The sequence below is a fragment of the Brevibacterium litoralis genome (assembly GCF_040212315.1).
Classification (GTDB): Bacteria; Actinomycetota; Actinomycetes; order Actinomycetales; family Brevibacteriaceae; genus Brevibacterium; species Brevibacterium litoralis.
The window spans coordinates 79,113-95,978 of the sequence record NZ_JBDIUY010000015.1; the positions used below are offsets into that span (position 1 = coordinate 79,113).

The 16,866-nt window shown below is 71.3% G+C and carries 16 protein-coding genes; 14 read left to right on the plus strand and 2 right to left on the minus strand.

The window, feature by feature from the left end; all coding sequences use genetic code 11:
* The first annotated feature begins 24 nt into the window (after positions 1 to 24).
* From miaB to dapF, 4 genes are read left to right on the plus strand one after another with little or no spacing between them, the layout of a single operon-like run.
* Entirely contained in the window at positions 25 to 1,533 is a 1,509-nt protein-coding gene (gene miaB / locus AAD496_RS05570; RefSeq protein WP_349827683.1) for a tRNA (N6-isopentenyl adenosine(37)-C2)-methylthiotransferase MiaB, read from the plus strand.
* Positions 1,530 to 2,297 carry a hypothetical protein gene (locus AAD496_RS05575; protein ID WP_349827664.1) on the plus strand — a complete coding sequence of 256 codons (768 nt, stop codon included), beginning with the start codon at positions 1,530 to 1,532 and terminating at the stop codon, positions 2,295 to 2,297. The genes miaB and AAD496_RS05575 overlap by 4 nt, the downstream gene beginning before the upstream one ends.
* Positions 2,294 to 3,286, plus strand: a complete 993-nt coding sequence (miaA, locus tag AAD496_RS05580; protein WP_349827665.1) for a tRNA (adenosine(37)-N6)-dimethylallyltransferase MiaA — start codon at positions 2,294 to 2,296, stop codon at positions 3,284 to 3,286. The genes AAD496_RS05575 and miaA overlap by 4 nt, the downstream gene beginning before the upstream one ends.
* A 41-nt stretch (positions 3,287 to 3,327) precedes the next feature.
* Positions 3,328 to 4,293: a diaminopimelate epimerase gene (gene dapF / locus AAD496_RS05585; RefSeq protein ID WP_349827666.1), complete on the plus strand. Its 966-nt coding sequence runs from the start codon at positions 3,328 to 3,330 to the stop codon at positions 4,291 to 4,293.
* Positions 4,294 to 4,299: 6 nt separating this feature from the next.
* Here the strand turns inward: dapF and AAD496_RS05590 are convergent, their stop codons facing one another.
* Positions 4,300 to 4,929 (minus strand): class I SAM-dependent methyltransferase, encoded by a 630-nt coding sequence (locus AAD496_RS05590; RefSeq protein ID WP_433913726.1) that lies wholly within the window; start codon positions 4,927 to 4,929, stop codon positions 4,300 to 4,302.
* A 29-nt stretch (positions 4,930 to 4,958) separates the two neighbouring features.
* Between AAD496_RS05590 and hflX the strand changes: the two genes are divergently transcribed.
* Together hflX and AAD496_RS05600 are read left to right on the plus strand one after the other, a co-directional pair.
* Positions 4,959 to 6,554 (plus strand): GTPase HflX, encoded by a 1,596-nt coding sequence (hflX, locus tag AAD496_RS05595; RefSeq protein ID WP_433913727.1) that lies wholly within the window; start codon positions 4,959 to 4,961, stop codon positions 6,552 to 6,554.
* Complete coding sequence (locus AAD496_RS05600; protein WP_349827668.1) at positions 6,551 to 8,551, plus strand: ATP-dependent DNA helicase; 2,001 nt, start codon at positions 6,551 to 6,553, stop codon at positions 8,549 to 8,551. Before hflX ends, AAD496_RS05600 begins: the two co-directional genes overlap by 4 nt.
* 130 nt (positions 8,552 to 8,681) lie before the next feature.
* On the opposite strand, the gene lexA is transcribed toward AAD496_RS05600, so the two are convergent.
* On the minus strand, positions 8,682 to 9,494 hold the full coding sequence (gene lexA, locus AAD496_RS05605; RefSeq protein ID WP_349827669.1) for a transcriptional repressor LexA: 813 nt from the start codon (positions 9,492 to 9,494) through the stop codon (positions 8,682 to 8,684).
* 275 nt (positions 9,495 to 9,769) lie between these two features.
* On the opposite strand from lexA, the gene AAD496_RS05610 reads away from it, so the two are divergent.
* From AAD496_RS05610 to AAD496_RS05645, 8 genes are all read left to right on the plus strand, one after another.
* A complete protein-coding gene (locus AAD496_RS05610) occupies positions 9,770 to 10,162 on the plus strand; it encodes a LysM peptidoglycan-binding domain-containing protein (protein WP_349827670.1) in 393 nt (130 codons plus the stop codon).
* Positions 10,163 to 10,249: 87 nt separating this feature from the next.
* Positions 10,250 to 11,431, plus strand: coding sequence for a histidinol-phosphate transaminase (locus tag AAD496_RS05615; protein ID WP_349827671.1), 1,182 nt, complete (start codon positions 10,250 to 10,252; stop codon positions 11,429 to 11,431).
* Positions 11,428 to 12,060 (plus strand): imidazoleglycerol-phosphate dehydratase HisB, encoded by a 633-nt coding sequence (hisB, locus tag AAD496_RS05620; protein WP_349827672.1) that lies wholly within the window; start codon positions 11,428 to 11,430, stop codon positions 12,058 to 12,060. Before AAD496_RS05615 ends, hisB begins: the two co-directional genes overlap by 4 nt.
* Entirely contained in the window at positions 12,057 to 12,671 is a 615-nt protein-coding gene (locus AAD496_RS05625; RefSeq protein WP_349827673.1) for a hypothetical protein, read from the plus strand. The genes hisB and AAD496_RS05625 overlap by 4 nt, the downstream gene beginning before the upstream one ends.
* Positions 12,668 to 13,333 (plus strand): imidazole glycerol phosphate synthase subunit HisH, encoded by a 666-nt coding sequence (gene hisH, locus AAD496_RS05630; RefSeq protein WP_349827674.1) that lies wholly within the window; start codon positions 12,668 to 12,670, stop codon positions 13,331 to 13,333. Before AAD496_RS05625 ends, hisH begins: the two co-directional genes overlap by 4 nt.
* Before the next feature lie 67 nt (positions 13,334 to 13,400).
* Positions 13,401 to 14,156: a bifunctional 1-(5-phosphoribosyl)-5-((5-phosphoribosylamino)methylideneamino)imidazole-4-carboxamide isomerase/phosphoribosylanthranilate isomerase PriA gene (gene priA, locus AAD496_RS05635; RefSeq protein WP_349827675.1), complete on the plus strand. Its 756-nt coding sequence runs from the start codon at positions 13,401 to 13,403 to the stop codon at positions 14,154 to 14,156.
* Positions 14,156 to 14,995, plus strand: coding sequence for an SseB family protein (locus AAD496_RS05640; RefSeq protein ID WP_349827676.1), 840 nt, complete (start codon positions 14,156 to 14,158; stop codon positions 14,993 to 14,995). The genes priA and AAD496_RS05640 overlap by 1 nt, the downstream gene beginning before the upstream one ends.
* An 87-nt stretch (positions 14,996 to 15,082) precedes the next feature.
* Complete coding sequence (locus tag AAD496_RS05645; protein ID WP_349827677.1) at positions 15,083 to 16,462, plus strand: M20 family metallopeptidase; 1,380 nt, start codon at positions 15,083 to 15,085, stop codon at positions 16,460 to 16,462.
* Positions 16,463 to 16,866: the final 404 nt, after the last annotated feature.

Below are 16,866 nucleotides of genomic sequence, written 5' to 3' on the forward strand. Positions count from 1 at the left end.
TACACTGGTAGCGCCATGACCGACATGCTTTCGCACACCACCGGTAACTCTGTTCCCACTGCGCCCGATCCCTCCTCGCCTCGGACCTACGAGGTGAAGACCTACGGGTGTCAGATGAACGTCCACGACTCCGAGCGTCTCTCGGGCCTCCTCGACACGGCCGGGTACGTGCCCGCCGAGGACGGCACGCAGGCCGACCTCGTCGTGTTCAACACCTGCGCGGTGCGGGAGAACGCGGACAACAAGCTCTACGGCAATCTGGGCCACCTGGCGAGGGTGAAGAAGTCCCACCCCGGGCTGCAGATCGCCGTCGGTGGGTGCATGGCGCAGAAGGACCGGGACACGATCGTCGAGCGGGCCCCCTGGGTCGACGTGGTGTTCGGCACCCACAACATGGGTTCGCTGCCGACCCTGCTCGAGCGGGCCCGGCACAACGAGGAGGCCCAGGTCGAGATCCTCGAGAGCCTCGAGGTCTTCCCGTCCACCCTGCCGACCAAACGGGAGTCGACGCACTCCGGCTGGGTGTCGATTTCCGTCGGCTGCAACAACACGTGCACGTTCTGCATCGTCCCGTCGCTGCGGGGCAAGGAGAAGGACCGCCGCCCCGGAGAGATCCTCGCGGAGGTCAAGGCCCTGGCCGACCAGGGCGTCACCGAGGTGACCCTGCTCGGACAGAACGTGAACTCCTACGGGGCGGAGTTCCGCGACCGCGGGGCGTTCGCCAAGCTGCTGCGCGCCGTCGGCGAGATCGAGGGCATCGAGCGCATCCGGTTCACCAGCCCGCATCCGGCCATGTTCACCGATGACGTCATCGACGCGATGGCCGAGACCCCCACCGTCATGCCGCAGCTGCACATGCCCCTGCAGTCCGGTTCCGACCGGATCCTCAAGGCGATGCGGCGGTCCTACCGGAGCACCCGGTTCCTCGACATCCTCGATCGCGTGCGGGAGCGGATCCCGCACGCGGCGATCACGACCGACATCATCGTCGGTTTCCCCGGCGAGACCGAGGAGGACTTCCGGGCGACCATGGAGGTCGTCGAGCAGGCGCGGTTCTCCCAGGCCTTCACGTTCCAGTACTCCATCCGCCCCGGCACCCCGGCGGCGACCATGGAGGACCAGATTCCCAAGGAGACCGTCCAGGAACGGTTCGAACGGCTGGTCGCACTCCAGGACCGGATCGCCGCAGAGGAGAACCAGGCCCTCGTCGGCACGGAGGTCCGGGTCCTCGTGAACACCGCGGCGGACGCGGAACACGGTCGGATGAGCGGCCGGGCCGAGGACAACCGCCTCGTCCACGTCGCGCTCGATCCGGCGGCGGATCCCGTCCGACCCGGTGACGTCGTGACGACCACCATCACCGACGCCAAGCCCTACTTCCTCCTCGCGGACTCCGGCTACACCGTCCGTCGCACACGCTCCGGGGACGCCTGGGATCTCGCCCAGGCGGAGAGCTGTGGCACGGGGACGGCCTCCGCGGGTCCGGCCGGCCCCACCGTCCTCGGCATGCCCACCCTCCGCGTGGGCGCATGACCCCGGACGGCCATGGACCCCGGGCCGTGCTCATGCCGGCCACCCCGCTCGTCCTCTCCGGGATCGACCACGGGGAACCCGCGGCGTTGACGCGCCTGCGGGAACGTCTGCACGGCACTCTGCGCGCCGAGTACGACCGGACGGGCCGACCCCTGGTCCTCCACGTAACCGGCCCGGTCCCGGAGGTCGTGGGCCTCGGGGGACTGGGCATCGACAGGGGCCTGCGGGTCGCTGTGTCCGGAACCGTGCCCGCGGATGTCGTCGCCCTCGACAGTCAGGACTACCGGACCGCGCTGGAGGAGATCCGCGCGGAGTCGCTCGACATCCCGACCGTGGTCGCCCTGATGGCCACCCACGAGGCCGGGGTCCCCGTGCACCTCGCGGCGTCGACCGATCGCACACCTCCGTTATCCGGCACGGTTCCGTCGTCCGGCACGGCCCTCGTCCCGCTCGACCTCTCCGCCGTCGCCCACCCCGACGGGCCCCTGGCCCCGGTCGAGGGCGCTGCGGAGACGAACACGGCTCTCGTGAACGCACTGCTCGGCGGGGCCCGGGAGGACCGGGCTCTCGTCGAGCGGATCCTGGAGATCGGTGTCCCCGGTGCCGCACTCGGACACCTCACAGCACTCCTCGACTCTCCCGACTGGCGCCTGTCCGCGGGAGGGGAGGGCGCCTCGGCGGCGTGGCGGACGGAGCTCGTCGACCGCACGGACGTCCACCACGTCGACTACCTGCTCGCCGTGCTCACCCGGGTGGGCCGATGAGTGGGCTTCCGACCGTCACTCCGGTGATCAACGTCGTCGGGGCGACCGCGACGGGCAAATCGGACCTCGCGGTGGCGCTCGCGCAGGAGCTCGACGGCGAGATCATCAACGCCGACGCCATGCAGTTCTACCGGGGGATGGACATCGGGACGGCGAAGCTGCCGGTCGCGGAGCGCGGTGGGATCCCGCACCACCTGCTCGACGTGTTGGAGGTGTCCGAGGACGCCTCGGTCGCGGTGTACCAGGGATGGGCCCGGGCGCTCGTGGCGCGGATCCGGGAACGGGGACACGTACCGATCATCGTCGGCGGGTCCGGCCTCTACGTGCGGGCGGCCACCGACCACATGGGGTTCCCCGGGACCGACCCGGCGGTCCGTGCGCGCTTGGAGGCCGAGGCGGATGAGCAGGGCAGCCGGATGCTCCACGCGCGTCTGCGACAGGTCGATCCGGCGGCGGCGGCGAAGATCGAACCGGGGGACTCCCGACGGGTGGTCCGTGCCCTGGAGGTCGTCGAACTCACGGGCGAACCCTTCTCGGCGCACCTGCCGCGCTACGAGTACTGGACGCCGACCGTGCAGATCGGACTCGCCCAGGACAGGCCCACGCTCCACGCCCGGATCGCCGAGCGGGTCGGACGGATGTGGGAGGCCGGCTGGGTCGACGAGGTGAGGGCCCTCCTCGGGCGCGGCCTCCTGGAGGGCACGACCGCCCGGAAGGCGATCGGGTACGCGGAGATCCTCGACCACCTGGACGGGCGTATGACCCCGGAGGACGCGATCGACCGGAGCATCGTGCGCACCCGGCAGTTCGCCAAGCGGCAGGAGACCTGGTTCCGGCGGGACGACAGGATCCACTGGTTGCCGGCCGGACGGGTGGACGCGCCGGGCAATACGCTGCTGGCGGACGCCACGGGAATCTTCCGGACGGCGGATGCATTCACCCAGGACGGGACGCACGACGACGACCACCGGAACCGCACCGACCACTGATACAGCACCGACCACCGGCAGACGGCCGGGGAGGAGACACCATGACCGCAGAGGCAGGCACGCCCGCGACCCCGGACCTCGTGGCGGGCACCGTGGTGACGAAGGCCCACGGCACGCAGAACGACTTCGTGCTCGTGGCCGACGACGCCGGGGACATGCGGATCGGGCCTGCGGCGGTGCGCCGTCTCACCGACCGCCGGGCCGGGATCGGTGCCGACGGACTCATCCGGGTCGTGCGTTCTGCGGTCGCCGGGATCCCCGAGGCGACGGTCGCCGCCGCGGACGGGGCCGAGTGGTTCATGGACTACCGGAACGCCGACGGGTCGATCGCGGAGATGTGCGGCAACGGGGTGCGGGCCTTCGCCCATTACCTCGTGCGGACCGGCCGGGTGACCGACATCGCGACCCCGATCCGGGTCGGCACCCGGGGTGGCACGAAGACGGTGACACTCGTGGCCGACCCCTTCGGGTCCCCCGCACCCTGGTACCGCGTCGACATGGGCCGCTGGGGGTTCCCACTGCCGCACCCGGAAGGGTTCGACTCCACCGTCGAGACCCGTGGAATCCCCGTCGCCCGGCCGGCCCTGAGCGTCGACATGGGCAATCCCCACACCGTCGTCGCGCTGGCCGGTGAGGACGAACTGGGCGCGGCCGAACTCACCACGGTCCCACGGGTCGATCCGGTGCCCGGGAACGGCACGAACGTCGAGTACATCGTCGTCGGGGCCGACACCGCCGCGAGCCGAGCCGGGATCGACGCCGGTGCCGGACACGTGCGCATGCGGGTCCACGAACGCGGCGTCGGGGAGACCTTCGCCTGCGGCACCGGGGCGTGCGCGACCGCGATCGCGGCCCAGCACTGGGCCGGACCCACCGGGCCCGACACCTGGTACGTGGAACAGCCCGGCGGCACCGTGCGGATCGAGATCGACGGCGACCGGGTGGCCCTCGCCGGCCCCGCGGTCCTCGTCGGCGAGATCACGCTCGATGAGGACCTCACGGCCTGAGGTGCTTCAGGCTTCCTTGCGGACCACGAGGATCCGGAACCCCTTGGAGCTCGCTTCCTTGCGGCAGGTGTAGCCCTCACCGAGCATGTCGGCCGTCCAGGTCAGCAGGGAATCGGCGCCGAGCTTCTTGGCGACGACCATCCACGCCTCGCCGCCGGGGCGCAGTCGCGGCAACCAGGTGCGCAGGAGATCGTGGAGGACGTCCTTGCCCACGCGGATCGGCGGGTTCGACCAGATCGCGTCGAAGCGCTGGTCGGTGGGGATCTCCTCGGCGTACACCGGGCGGACCAGGTCACCGACCCCGAGCGCCTCGGCATTGGTGTGGGTGAGCCCGAGTGCGCGTTCGTTCACGTCGAGGGCCCACACCCGGGTGTCGGTCCCGGCCTCGCGGGCCGTGAGCGCCGCGTGGAGGGAGATCGGACCCCAGCCGCAGCCCAGATCGAGCAGGTCCCCGGCGGGCGGGGCGGGCACGGCGTCGAGGAGCACCTTCGTGCCGATGTCGAGACGGGTGGGGGAGAAGGTCCCGGCGTTCGTCGTGACGTCCACCTGGCGACCGGCCAGGTGGATGCCGATGGTCCGCGGCTTGTCCGCCGCCTGCGTCGTCCGGGAGAAGTAGTGGTCCGTCACGGTCCCCATCCTATGGGGCACCCGGACTTCGTGAGAGAATGGAGCACCCTCGTGAACGACAGGAAGAAGCGTACGTGACCGAAGCGAGCGAAGACCGCTCCCGCGCCATGATCGACCGTGTGCTCTCGCGCAGCGGTACGGCCCTCACCGACGACCGTCTGGTCCACCAGGACGACTCCCAGATCGACCTCCTCGAACGCCAGGCGCTGCGCCGCGTCGGCGGACTCTCCACGGAGCTCGAGGACATCACGGAGGTCGAGTACCGCTCCCTCCGGCTGGAGAAGGTCGTCCTCATCGGTGTCTACTCCACCGACGCGGCGGAGGCGGAGACCTCGCTGCGGGAACTCGCCGCCCTCGCGGAGACCTCCGGCGCGGAGGTGCTCGACGGCCTCTTCCAGCGCCGCGACCACCCCGATCCGAGCACCTACCTGGGCTCGGGCAAGGCCCGGGAACTCGCCGACGTCGTCGCCGCCGTCGGTGCGGACACCGTCGTCGCGGACACGGAGCTCGTCCCCTCCCAGCGCCGTGCCCTGGAGGACGTCGTCAAGGTCAAGGTCATCGACCGGGTGGCCCTCATCCTCGACATCTTCGCCCAGCACGCCAAGAGCCGGGAGGGCAAGGCCCAGGTCGAGCTCGCCCAGATGGAGTACCTGCTCCCGCGCCTGCGTGGCTGGGGCGAGAGCATGTCCCGGCAGGCCGGTGGCCGGGTGGCCGCCGGTGCGGGCATCGGCTCGCGTGGTCCCGGTGAGACGAAGATGGAGCTCGACCGGCGCCGGATCCGTGAACGGATGGCCAAGCTGCGCCGCGAGATCAAGCAGATGAAGCCGGCGCGGGCGACCAAGCGGGCCAACCGGACGCGCAACCGGGTGCCCTCTGTGGCGATCGTCGGGTACACGAACGCCGGCAAGTCGTCCCTGCTCAACCGGCTCACCGACGCCGGTGTCATGGTGCAGAACGCCCTCTTCGCGACCCTCGACCCGACGGTCCGCCAGGCGGTCACGGCCGACGGGAGGGACTTCACGTTCACCGACACCGTCGGATTCGTCCGCAACCTGCCCCATCAGCTCGTCGAGGCCTTCCGGTCGACGCTGGAGGAGGCCGCCGAGTCCGACGTCATCCTCCACGTCGTCGACGCCGCCCACCCCGATCCTCTCGGTCAGGTCCGGGCGGTCCGCGAGGTGCTCGCCGACGTCGACACCTCCGACATCCCGGAGCTCGTCGTCCTCAACAAGGCGGACATCGCCGAGCCGGTGGCGCTCGCGCGGCTGCTGCGGGAACTGCCGGACTCCGTGGCCGTGTCCGCGGCGACCGGCGACGGGATGGACGACCTGCGCCGCACCCTCGACGCCCTGCTCCCGGTCCCGGAACACGAGATCACCGCGCTCGTGCCCTACGACCGCGGATCACTCGTCTCCCGGATCCACGACGAGGGCACCGTCCTCCACGAGGAGTACCTCGACTCCGGGACCGCTCTCCAGGCCCGCGTCGACGGTGACCTGCTCGACGCGCTGCGTGACTTCCTGCGTCCGGACATGGTCGTCGGGGACGCGGTCGTGGACGGGGCCGGTCCGGCCGCGGACCCCGCGACGGGCACCGGAGGACGGGGCACCTCGGCGACGGGGACGGGGGAGTGAGCCCGACCGAGCAGCTGCTCGCCGGGGCCGTCGCCGCGCTCGGCGGCAGTCCGCGCGAGGGACAGCAGCGGATGGCCGAGGCGGTCACGAGCGCCCTCGACTCCCGCACGCATCTGCTCGTGCAGGCGGGGACGGGCACCGGTAAGTCGCTCGCGTACCTGGTCCCCGCGGTCGAGCACTCGGTGCGGACGGGGAACCGGGTCGTCGTGTCGACGGCGACACTCGCGCTCCAGGCGCAGATCGTCGACCGTGATCTGCCCAGGCTCGTCAAGGCCGTCGGGGCGGAGCTACCGCGCAAGCCGAAGGCGGCGGTCCTCAAGGGCCGGCGCAACTACCTGTGCAAGTACAAGATGGACGGCGGGTACCCGGACGAGGGTGCCGGGATGCTCTTCGACCTCGGCGCGGACACGGCCGGGGACCGGGTGGGTGGCGGTGGTGCCGGCCGCGGTCCGGACTCCCCGGCGGCGATGACCCGTCTGGAGGAGGAGATCCGCCGCATCCGGTCCTGGGACGCGTCGACCGAGACCGGCGACCGTGACGACCTCACCCCCGGCGTGAGCGACCGCGCGTGGTCGCAGGTGTCGGTCAACGCCTTCGACTGCCTGGGCCAGAAGTGCCCGCTCGTCGAGGAGTGCTGGTCGGAACTCGCCCGGGCACGGGCCGCCGAGGCGGACGTCGTCGTCACCAACCACGCACTGTTGGCCATCGACGCCTTCGGGGAGAACTCCGTCCTGCCCGAGCACTCGGCCGTCGTCGTCGACGAGGCACACGAACTGCGCGACCGCGTGACGAATGCGCTGTCCGGGGCGATCACGGTGGCGATGCTCGAGGCGGCGGCCTCCTCGGCCCGTAAGCACACGACGGTGCAGGACACCGTCGTCGGGATGTTGGACACCGCGGCCTCCGCCCTCGGCAAGGCCCTGGCGAACGCCGAGGACGGCCTCATCACCCACTGGCCGGACGACCTGGCCGACGCCGTCGTCGCGATCCGCGACGCGGCGAAGCAGATCTTCGCCGACTCCGGGGCCGACCAGGACTCGAAGGCCCCGGACGCCGGCCGTCAGATGGCCCGCGCCCGCCTGCAGGAGATCCTCGACCTGGCTGACCGGATCACCGAACGCGCCGGCAACGACGTCTCTTGGGTGTCCCGGTCGAACTTCCGGGACCGGGAGACCGTGTCCCTCGTCGTCGCGCCCCTGTCGGTGGCGGGCACCATGCGCAGCGGGATCTTCGAGGAGGCGACCGTCGTCGCGACCTCCGCGACGCTGGCCCTCGGCGGGTCCTTCGAACCCGTGGCGGCCTCCATGGGCCTCGCCGGTCCCGAGGCGCCCCGCTACGACTCCATCGACGTCGGGTCGCCCTTCGCCTACGAGAAGCAGGGGATCCTCTACGTCGCCTCCCACCTGCGTCGGCCCGGCCGCAGCGGACTGGGCGACGACGCGCTCGACGAGTTGCAGGAACTGCTGGAGGCCTCCGCCGGTGGTGCACTGGGGCTGTTCTCCTCCCGGGCCGGCGCCCAGCGCGCCGCCGAGGAGATGCGGGAACGTACCGATCTGCCCATCCTCCTCCAGGGTGAGGACACCCTCGGGTCGCTCGTGAGCCAGTTCGCCGCCGACGACCGCACCTGCTTGTTCGGGACGATGTCCCTGTGGCAGGGCGTGGACGTGCCCGGCCGGACGTCCCGCCTCGTCGTCATCGACCGGATCCCGTTCCCACGCCCCGACGACCCGCTCGTGACCGCGCGGACCCATCAGGCGCACAAGAACGGGGCCAACGGCTTCATCAGCGTGAGTGCGACGCATGCCGCTCTGCGTCTCGCGCAGGGCGCAGGCCGCCTGATTCGCAGTGTCGACGACCGCGGTGTCGTCGCGGTGCTCGACTCCCGGATGCGGACCGCCGGCTATGCGGGCTTCCTGCTGCGTTCGCTCCCGCCCATGTGGCTCACGGAGAACGGTGGTGCGGTCCGCCAGGCCCTCGGACGGCTGGCCGAGGGCTGAGGGACGGTCGAAGGGTCGGTCCCGTCGGCCCGGGCCTGCGCACGGGCGGGAGACGGGCGTGGAAAGACGCACGAGGCGCGGTCCCGGAGGGGACCGCGCCTCGTGCGTGGACGGCAGGGGTGGGAGGAGCTCAGACCGAGCGGATGACCGCCGTGACGATGCCCATGATCTGGGCGTGGTCGCCGTCGATGGGCTCGTAGTCCGCGTTCTGGGGCAGCAGCCACTGCTTGCCGCCGGTGCGCTTGAGGGTCTTCACCGTCGCCTCGTGGTCGAGGAGCGCGGCGACGATCTGACCGTTGTCCGCGTCCTGCTGCTTGCGGACGACCACCCAGTCGCCGTCGCAGATGGCCGCGTCGATCATCGAGTCGCCGACGACCTTGAGGGTGAAGAGGTCACCCTGGCCGACGATCTGCCGGGGGAGGGTGAAGACGTCCTCCGTGTTCTGCTCCGCGGTGATCGGACCACCGGCGGCGATCCGCCCGACGAGCGGGACCTGGGCGTTGTCGGACTCCGCCACGGGGGAGTGGGCCGGGAGGTGGCTCACGGTCGCCTCGGTCGCCGGTGGCTGCTCCTCGGCCGGGTTCACGATCTCGATGGCCCGGGGGCGTTTGGGGTCGCGGCGGACGTAGCCCAGACGCTCGAGCTGCGAGAGCTGGTGGGCGACCGAGGACAGGGAGGCCAGCCCGGCGGCCTTGCCGATCTCCCGCATGCTCGGCGGGTACCCGTTCTCGTAGACGGCCTGCTCGATCGTCTCGAGGACGAGGCGCTGCCGCGGGGTCAGGCGGGTGTCCCCGGCGGCCGCGGAGCCCTCCGGGAACTCGAGGATCTGACCGTGCTCGTCGCGGAACCGTCGGACCTCGTTCTCCACGCTGTCGTTGCGGGGGCGCCCGCGCGGGCGCGGGCTCTCCTGCGGGTCGGGGGACTCCGTCTTCTTCGTGCTCATGTCTCCACCTGCCGGTAGTCGGTGTAGTGCCCGAATGGTGCTGAAAGTGACCGGTCGCAAGAAGTGTGTCCGAGGCTCCTGGAAGGGTGTGCCACGTCCGGACGATCAGCTCGTTCGAATCCATCTTCGCACATCTGTTCGAGGTGGGTGGACATCTGTTCTAATGTCCGGTTCAATAGAACACGTGTTCGGAACTGACGTTCGAACACGGCAGGCACCGCCGGCGACGGGGCATCCCGTCGGTCGCGCGGCCCACGACACGCAGGAGTACGAACATGAGCTCTCTCACCGCTTCCCCGCTGGCTTCGTTCGCCACCTCGCACGGTCTGCGCACCCATCCCGCACGGGAACGCGCGGCCGTCCGCTGGACCCCACGGGGCCGGCGGTTCCTCCGTCTGGCCCGCACCCTGCTCCTCGCGGCGGTGTTCGTCGGCGTTGTCCTCGCTGCGGTCCTCGGGCTGCGCCCGGACGCCGCGGCCTCCGGTTCCGCGGAGGTCGGGGCCTTCGACACCGTGGTCGTCGAACAGGGTGACTCCCTGTGGACGGTCGCCCGGGAGGCCGCGGGTGACCGTGACGTCCGGGACGTCGTCCTCGCCATCGTCGAACTCAACGGACTGTCCTCGCAGATCGTCCACCCGGGCCAGGAGCTCGCGGTCCCATCCCACTGATCGGTCGGACCCCGCCGATCGGGTCGACCGGTTCGGTGAGGGGTCCCGGTGCCGCCGCGTGCGGACCTCCCCGGTAGAATCCCGGTCGTGACGAACCTCGAGGACCTCCCCCTCCGCGCGGACCTGCGCGGCCAGACCCCGTACGGCGCTCCCCAGCTCGACATCCCCGTCCGGCTCAACGTGAATGAGAACGCCTTCGACGTCCCGGCGGACGTCGTACAGGCCATGGACCATGCGCTGCAGGCGGAGCTCCCACACCTCAATCGGTACCCGGACCGCGAGTTCACCGCCCTGCGGGCGCGGCTGGCCCGCTACCTCGACGGTGTCCTCACCCGTCAGGGTGGCCGTGACGCCGCGAGCGGGCAGCCGGTCGCACACGCACCGGTCGACCCGGCGGGTATCTGGGCGGCGAACGGGTCGAACGAGGTCCTCTCCCACATCGTGCAGGCCTTCGGGGGCCCCGGACGCCGCGCACTCGGGTTCGTTCCCAGTTACTCGATGCACTCCCTCATCACCACCTCGACGGGGGCGGAGTGGATCACCGCCGAGCGTGCCGCGGACTTCACCCTCACGGCGGACGCGGCCGTCGCCGCGGTGCGCGCGCACCGACCCGAGGTCGTGTTCCTCTGCACGCCGAACAACCCGACGGGTACCGGCCTGGACCTCGACGTCGTCCGGGCGGTGCTCGCCGAGACCGAGGGGATCGTCGTCGTCGACGAGGCCTATGCGGAGTTCGCCCGGCCCGGGTACGTCTCCGCGCTGACCCTGCTGCCGGACAATCCACGTCTGGTCGTCTCCCGGACGATGTCGAAGGCCTTCGCCTTCGCCGGTGTGCGACTGGGCTACGCGGTGGCCGATCCGGCCCTCATCGACGCACTGCGGCTCGTCCGGCTGCCCTATCACCTCTCGGCACTCACCCAGGCCGCCGCGGGTGCTGCGCTGGACCACGCGGACTCTCTGCTCGCGAACGTCGAGGAACTCATCCGCCAACGCGACCGGATGTCAGCGGGTCTCGCGGACCTCGGTCTCGACGTCGTCCCGAGTGACTCGAACTTCCTGCTCTTCGGTGGCCTCACCGACCCGAGCGCGTTCTGGCAGGGTCTGCTCGACCGCGGCGTCCTCGTCCGGGACATCGGGATCCCCGGCCACCTGCGCGTCAACGCCGGGACGGCCGACGAGACCACGGCGTTCCTCGACGCCTGCGCCGCGCTCCTCGCGGCAGACCCCACCCACCTCACCACCTCCGAGACCGCCGAGGAGTCCGCATGACCTCCACTCCGACCGTGACCCCCTTCGAGGGCCCGCGCACGGCGCACGCCTCCCGGAGAACCTCCGAATCGTCGATCGAGGTCGCCCTCGACCTCGACGGGACCGGGAAGTCGGAGGTCGACACGGGTGTGGGCTTCTACGACCACATGCTCACCGCGTTCTCCAAGCATTCCCTCGTCGACCTGCGTGTGAAGGCGACGGGGGATCTGCACATCGACGTCCACCACACCGTCGAGGACACCGCCATCGTCATCGGGCAGTGCCTGCGGGAGGCGCTCGGGGACAAGGCCGGGATCCGCCGCTACGGCAATGCGAGCGTGCCGCTCGACGAAGCCCTGGCCTCCTGTGTCGTCGACGTCTCCGGGAGGCCCTACTTCGTCCACACCGGGGAGCCCACGGGCTTCGAGTTCCACCTCATCGGTGGGCACTTCACGGGGTCGATGGTGAGTCACTCGCTGGAGTCACTGACCTTCCACGCCGGGTTCACCGTGCACCTCACCTGCGTGGCCGGTCGCGACCCGCACCACATCGCCGAGGCGGAGTTCAAGGCCTTCGCGCGCGCCGTGCGGCAGGCCGTCGAACCCGACCCGCGCATCACCGACATTCCGAGCACCAAGGGAGCCCTGTGAGCCGCACCGTCATCGTCACCCCGTTCGGGGTCCCGCAGCAGCTGGCCGCCGCCTGCGTCCTGTCGGACATCCCGGGTGTCGTCGTCCCCCTCGGACAGTTCTCGGCCGTCGTCCAGGAGGGCACCGACATCGCCGCGGGCAATGCCGCGGCCGCCGCGATCTCGACGATCGCCGGCAAGCACGAGGTCCTGCTCATGGTCCGCAGCGAGGAGCGGATCGACGCCGCCCACTACCGGCACGGTGAGCGCGAGGCCGACGTCCCCGCGGGCCTCGCGCTCAGCAACCTCCCCGACGAGCTCGAACCGCTGCTGCTGGAGTCCCTCGAACCGACCGATGTCGAGGGCCACATCGACACCTCCACGATGTCGAAGATCCAGGCGTCCTCGCTCACCATGACCCCGCAACGCGCGGCGATCGCGCGGACCGCACTCATGTGGGCCGTGGCCCTGTTGCTCGCGCTCGTCGCCCTCGTCGGTGGTGGGATCGCACTCGGCAACGGCGCGGTGCTCGTGGGCGGGCTCGTGCTCCTCATGGCCCTCGTGGTCGGTGGATTCGCCGGCTACCGGTTGTGGTCCCTGCTCGTCCGCGCCCGGACGGCGGTGGCGGCATGACCACCGTTCCCGCCACGCACACGGTACGGACCGATGCGGCACAGACCGCCCCGGCACAGAAGGACGTCGTCGTCCTCGACTACGGCTCCGGCAACGTGCGCTCCGCCGTCCGCGCCGTCGAACGCACCGGCGTCCGGGTCGAACTCACCTCGGACCTCGACCGGGCCGCGGACGCCGACGGCCTGGTCGTCCCCGGGGTCGGTGCCTTCGCCGCCGTCATGGAGGGCCTGGAGTCCGTCGGCGCCCCGGAGGTCATCCGCGCCCGGCACGCCGCCGACCGCCCGCTCCTGGGCATCTGCGTGAGCATCCAGGTGTTCTTCGAGTCCGGTACCGAGCACGGGATCACGAGCACCGGCCTGGGTATCTGGCCCGGTGCCGTGTCCCGCCTGCAGGCTCCGGTCGTCCCGCACATGGGGTGGTCGGAGGTCCGGCCACCCGCGGGCTCCCGGATGTTCGCCGGTGTCGAGGACGAACGGTTCTACTTCGTCCACTCCTATGCCGCACACGAGGCGCCCACCGGCACGCTCACCACCTTCGCCGATCACGGGGAGCCCTTCGTCGCCGCCGTCGAGGACGGCACGACCTGGGCCACCCAGTTCCACCCGGAGAAGTCCGGGGACGCCGGCTACGGCCTGCTGCGCAACTGGGTCTCGATCCTCTGAGACCTCCGGCCACACTGCTCCACCCGCACACCCCCACACCATCCACCGACGGGAAGAAGACGTACCCATGACCGAGTCCACCACGACGCTGCCGCCTCTCACCCTGCTCCCGGCCGTCGACGTCGCCGACGGCAAGGCCGTCCGCCTGGTCCAGGGCGCCGCCGGATCGGAGACCGACTACGGCTCCCCGGTCGAGGCCGCCCAGAACTTCGAGGCCGCCGGTGCCGAGTGGATCCATCTCGTCGATCTCGACGCCGCCTTCGGACGGGGCTCCAACCACGACCTCCTTGCGCAGGTCACCAAGGCGGTCAACCTCAAGATCGAGATCTCCGGTGGCATCCGCGACACCGAGTCCCTGGAGCGTGCCCTCGACACGGGTGCCGAGCGGGTGAACATCGGCACCGCTGCCCTGGAGAACCCGGAGTGGACCGCCGAGGTCATCCGTCTCTACGGCGACAAGATCGCCATCGGCCTCGACGTCCGGGGCACCACGCTCGCCGCCCGCGGCTGGACCCGCGACGGCGGTGACCTCTACGAGGTCCTCGCCCAGTTGGAGCAGGCGGGCTGCTCCCGGTACGTCGTCACCGACGTCAACAAGGACGGCACCCTCCAGGGCCCGAACACCGAACTGCTGACCTCCGTCGCCCAGCGCACGAACAAGCCGGTCGTCGCCTCCGGTGGCGTCTCCTCCCTCGACGACCTGCGGGCACTGCGGGAACTCGTGCCGGCCGGTGTCGACTCCGCGATCGTCGGCAAGGCGCTCTACGCCGGCAAGTTCACCCTCCAGGAGGCCCTCGAGGTCGCCGGCGGAACCGGCCACTGATGCCCGAGCTCCCCGCTCACCTGCAGGGTGCCTTCGGCGGGTCCTCCGCGGCCGAGGCGCCCGGGAGCCCTGCCGACACCGCCGGGTCCGCGAACACCGCGGACTCGGCGGGGACCGCCTGGGCCGGACGCGACCTGCACCCCAACCCCTTCTCCGGGGACACGGGGGAGGCCGTGCCGGTCCTCGCCGCCGCGCTGGAGGTCGTCGGCGCGAACCCGCTCGACCCCCAGGCACACCGCGGGGTCCTCGAAGCCCTGGCCGGCGCCCGTCTCTACGCGCCGGTCCTGCCGACCGCCGTCGAACACACGACCGACGAGGCGGGGCTCGTGCACGACAACAGGTCGGACATGGCCATGGTCCGCCTGGCCGCCGAGGACGGGCGTGAGTGCACTCCGGGTTTCAGCGACATCCCGACGCTCACCGCCTGGGGCACCGAGGCCCGGCCCGTCCCGATCGAGGCCGAACGCCTGTGCGTGGCGGCCATCGAGGAGGGCGCCCAGCTCGTCGTCCTCGACCCCGGCTCCGACCATCCGTTCCTGGTCCGTCGCACCGCACTGTGGGCCTTCGTCCAGGGGCACGAGTGGACGCCCGCCTGGGCCGACGCCACCGTCGCCGAGGCCTGCGGGGCCGTCGCCCGCCGGTTCGACTGGATCGATGCGGTGGGTCTGGCGCCGGGCAGCCGTGAGGTCCACGTCCGGGGCCCGGAGATCACCCTCGTGCTCACGGTGGCCGATCGACCGGACCCGGACCGGCTCGCCGCCTTCCAGCAGGCACTCGCCGCCGACCCGGTAGTCGTCGAGAAGGTGGACTCGACCCGGATCATGCTCCAGGAGGGCTGAGTCGAACGCCGCCCGCACCCCGGCACCCCACCGCTGCCCTGACCTGACCGGCCGGACCGACGGGCCCAGCCGGTAGGCTCGGAGGTCATGACCGATCATCCCCACCACGATCTCCGTGACCTGTCCGTCCCCACCGTCCCGGACGACCACTACGTCGGGACCCTCGCCCACGACACACAGGTGCGCGCACGCACCTTCCCGCGCGTGACCTCGGACTTCGCGGGCGCCTCGGCGGCGCTCCTCGACCGGGTTCGCGCGGCCCTCGACACGGTCGGCGACGACCTCGTGGCCCTGCTCCACCGGATCCACACACTCGCCGAGCCCGCCTTCGAGGAAGTCGGCAGTGCCGCTGCGATCGCGGATCTGCTCACCGGGCACGGCATCGACGTCGAACGGGGCGTCGGGGGAGTGGCGACCGCCCTGCGTGCGGCGGCCGGTCCCACCACCCGCGCCGACGGAACGCCTGCCCGGTCGATCGGGATCCTCGCCGAGTACGACGCACTGCCGGGCATCGGCCACGCCTGCGGGCACAACGTGATCGCGACGGCCGGAGTGGGGGCGTTCCTCGCCCTGGCACTCGCCGAGAAGGCGGCTCCGGGCACCCTCCCCGGTCGGGTCGTCCTCTACGGGACCCCGGCGGAGGAAGGGCACGGCGGCAAGGAACACATGGCGCGCGGTGGTGCCTTCACCGACATCGACGCGGCGATCATGGTCCACGGGTACGGATACGACGCCGCCGACCAGGTGTGGCTGGGCCGACGGTTGCTCGACGTCACCTTCACGGGGGTCGCGGCGCACGCCTCGGCACAGCCCTTCATGGGGCGAAACGCGCTCGACGCGGTGAATCTCATGTACCAGGGGCTCGGGGTGCTGCGGCAGCAGATGCCGCCGATCGACCGGATCCACGCGGTCGTCACCGAGGGCGGCACCCGCCCGTCGATCATCACCGAGCGTGCCGCGATGCGCCTCTACGTCCGCTCGAAGTTCCCGGAGACGCTGGGGGACCTGTCCTCCCGTGTCGAGGACGCCGCCCGCGGCGCCGCCCTCATGACCGGGACCGGCGTCGAACTCACCTGGGACCCGCACCCGGCGACCCTGCCCATCCGGACGAACACCGCACTCACCGGCCGGTGGGTCGCACACGAACGTGACCGGGGACGGGATCCGCTGGCGCCGGGGGTCCTCGACGAGTCGATCGCCGCGTCCACGGACTTCGGGAACCTCAGTTACCGCATGCCCGGCATCCACCCGCTCGTCAAGGTGTCCGGGACCGAGGTCGCGCTCCACACCCGCGAGTTCGCCGAGGCCTCGGCCACCCCTGCGGCCGAATCGGCCGGCCTCGACGGGGCCTTCGGTCTCGCCGGCACCGCGCTGGACTACCTGGCCGACGACGATCTGGCCGCGTCAGTCCACGCCGAGTTCGAGGCGGCCGGCGGCGCCACCGACGTCCCCACGTACTTCGACTGACCCGCGGTCCGGCAGCAGCGCCACAGCTGCGTTGTCGATCGCTCGACGTAGGAACCCCATGTACGCCTTCGCTCCTCCGCCTTGCTGTGACGGCACTGCCGAACCGCGGGCATGGACCGCCCCGGCTGTGCTCGACGCCGCCCCGGAACCCCACCGCCCCGATATCGTTCACGGCCCCCGTTGTGTCGCGACATAACGGGGGCCGTGAACGATATCGGGGCGGTGGGGTTCCGGGGCGGCGTCGAGCACAGCCGGGGCGGTCCATGCCCGCGGTTCGGCAGTGCCGTCACAGCAAGGCGGAGGAGCGAAGGCGTACATGGGGTTCCTACGTCGAGCGATCGACAACGCAGCTGTGGCGCTGCTGCCGGACCGCGGGTCAGTCGAAGTACGTGGGGACGTCGGTG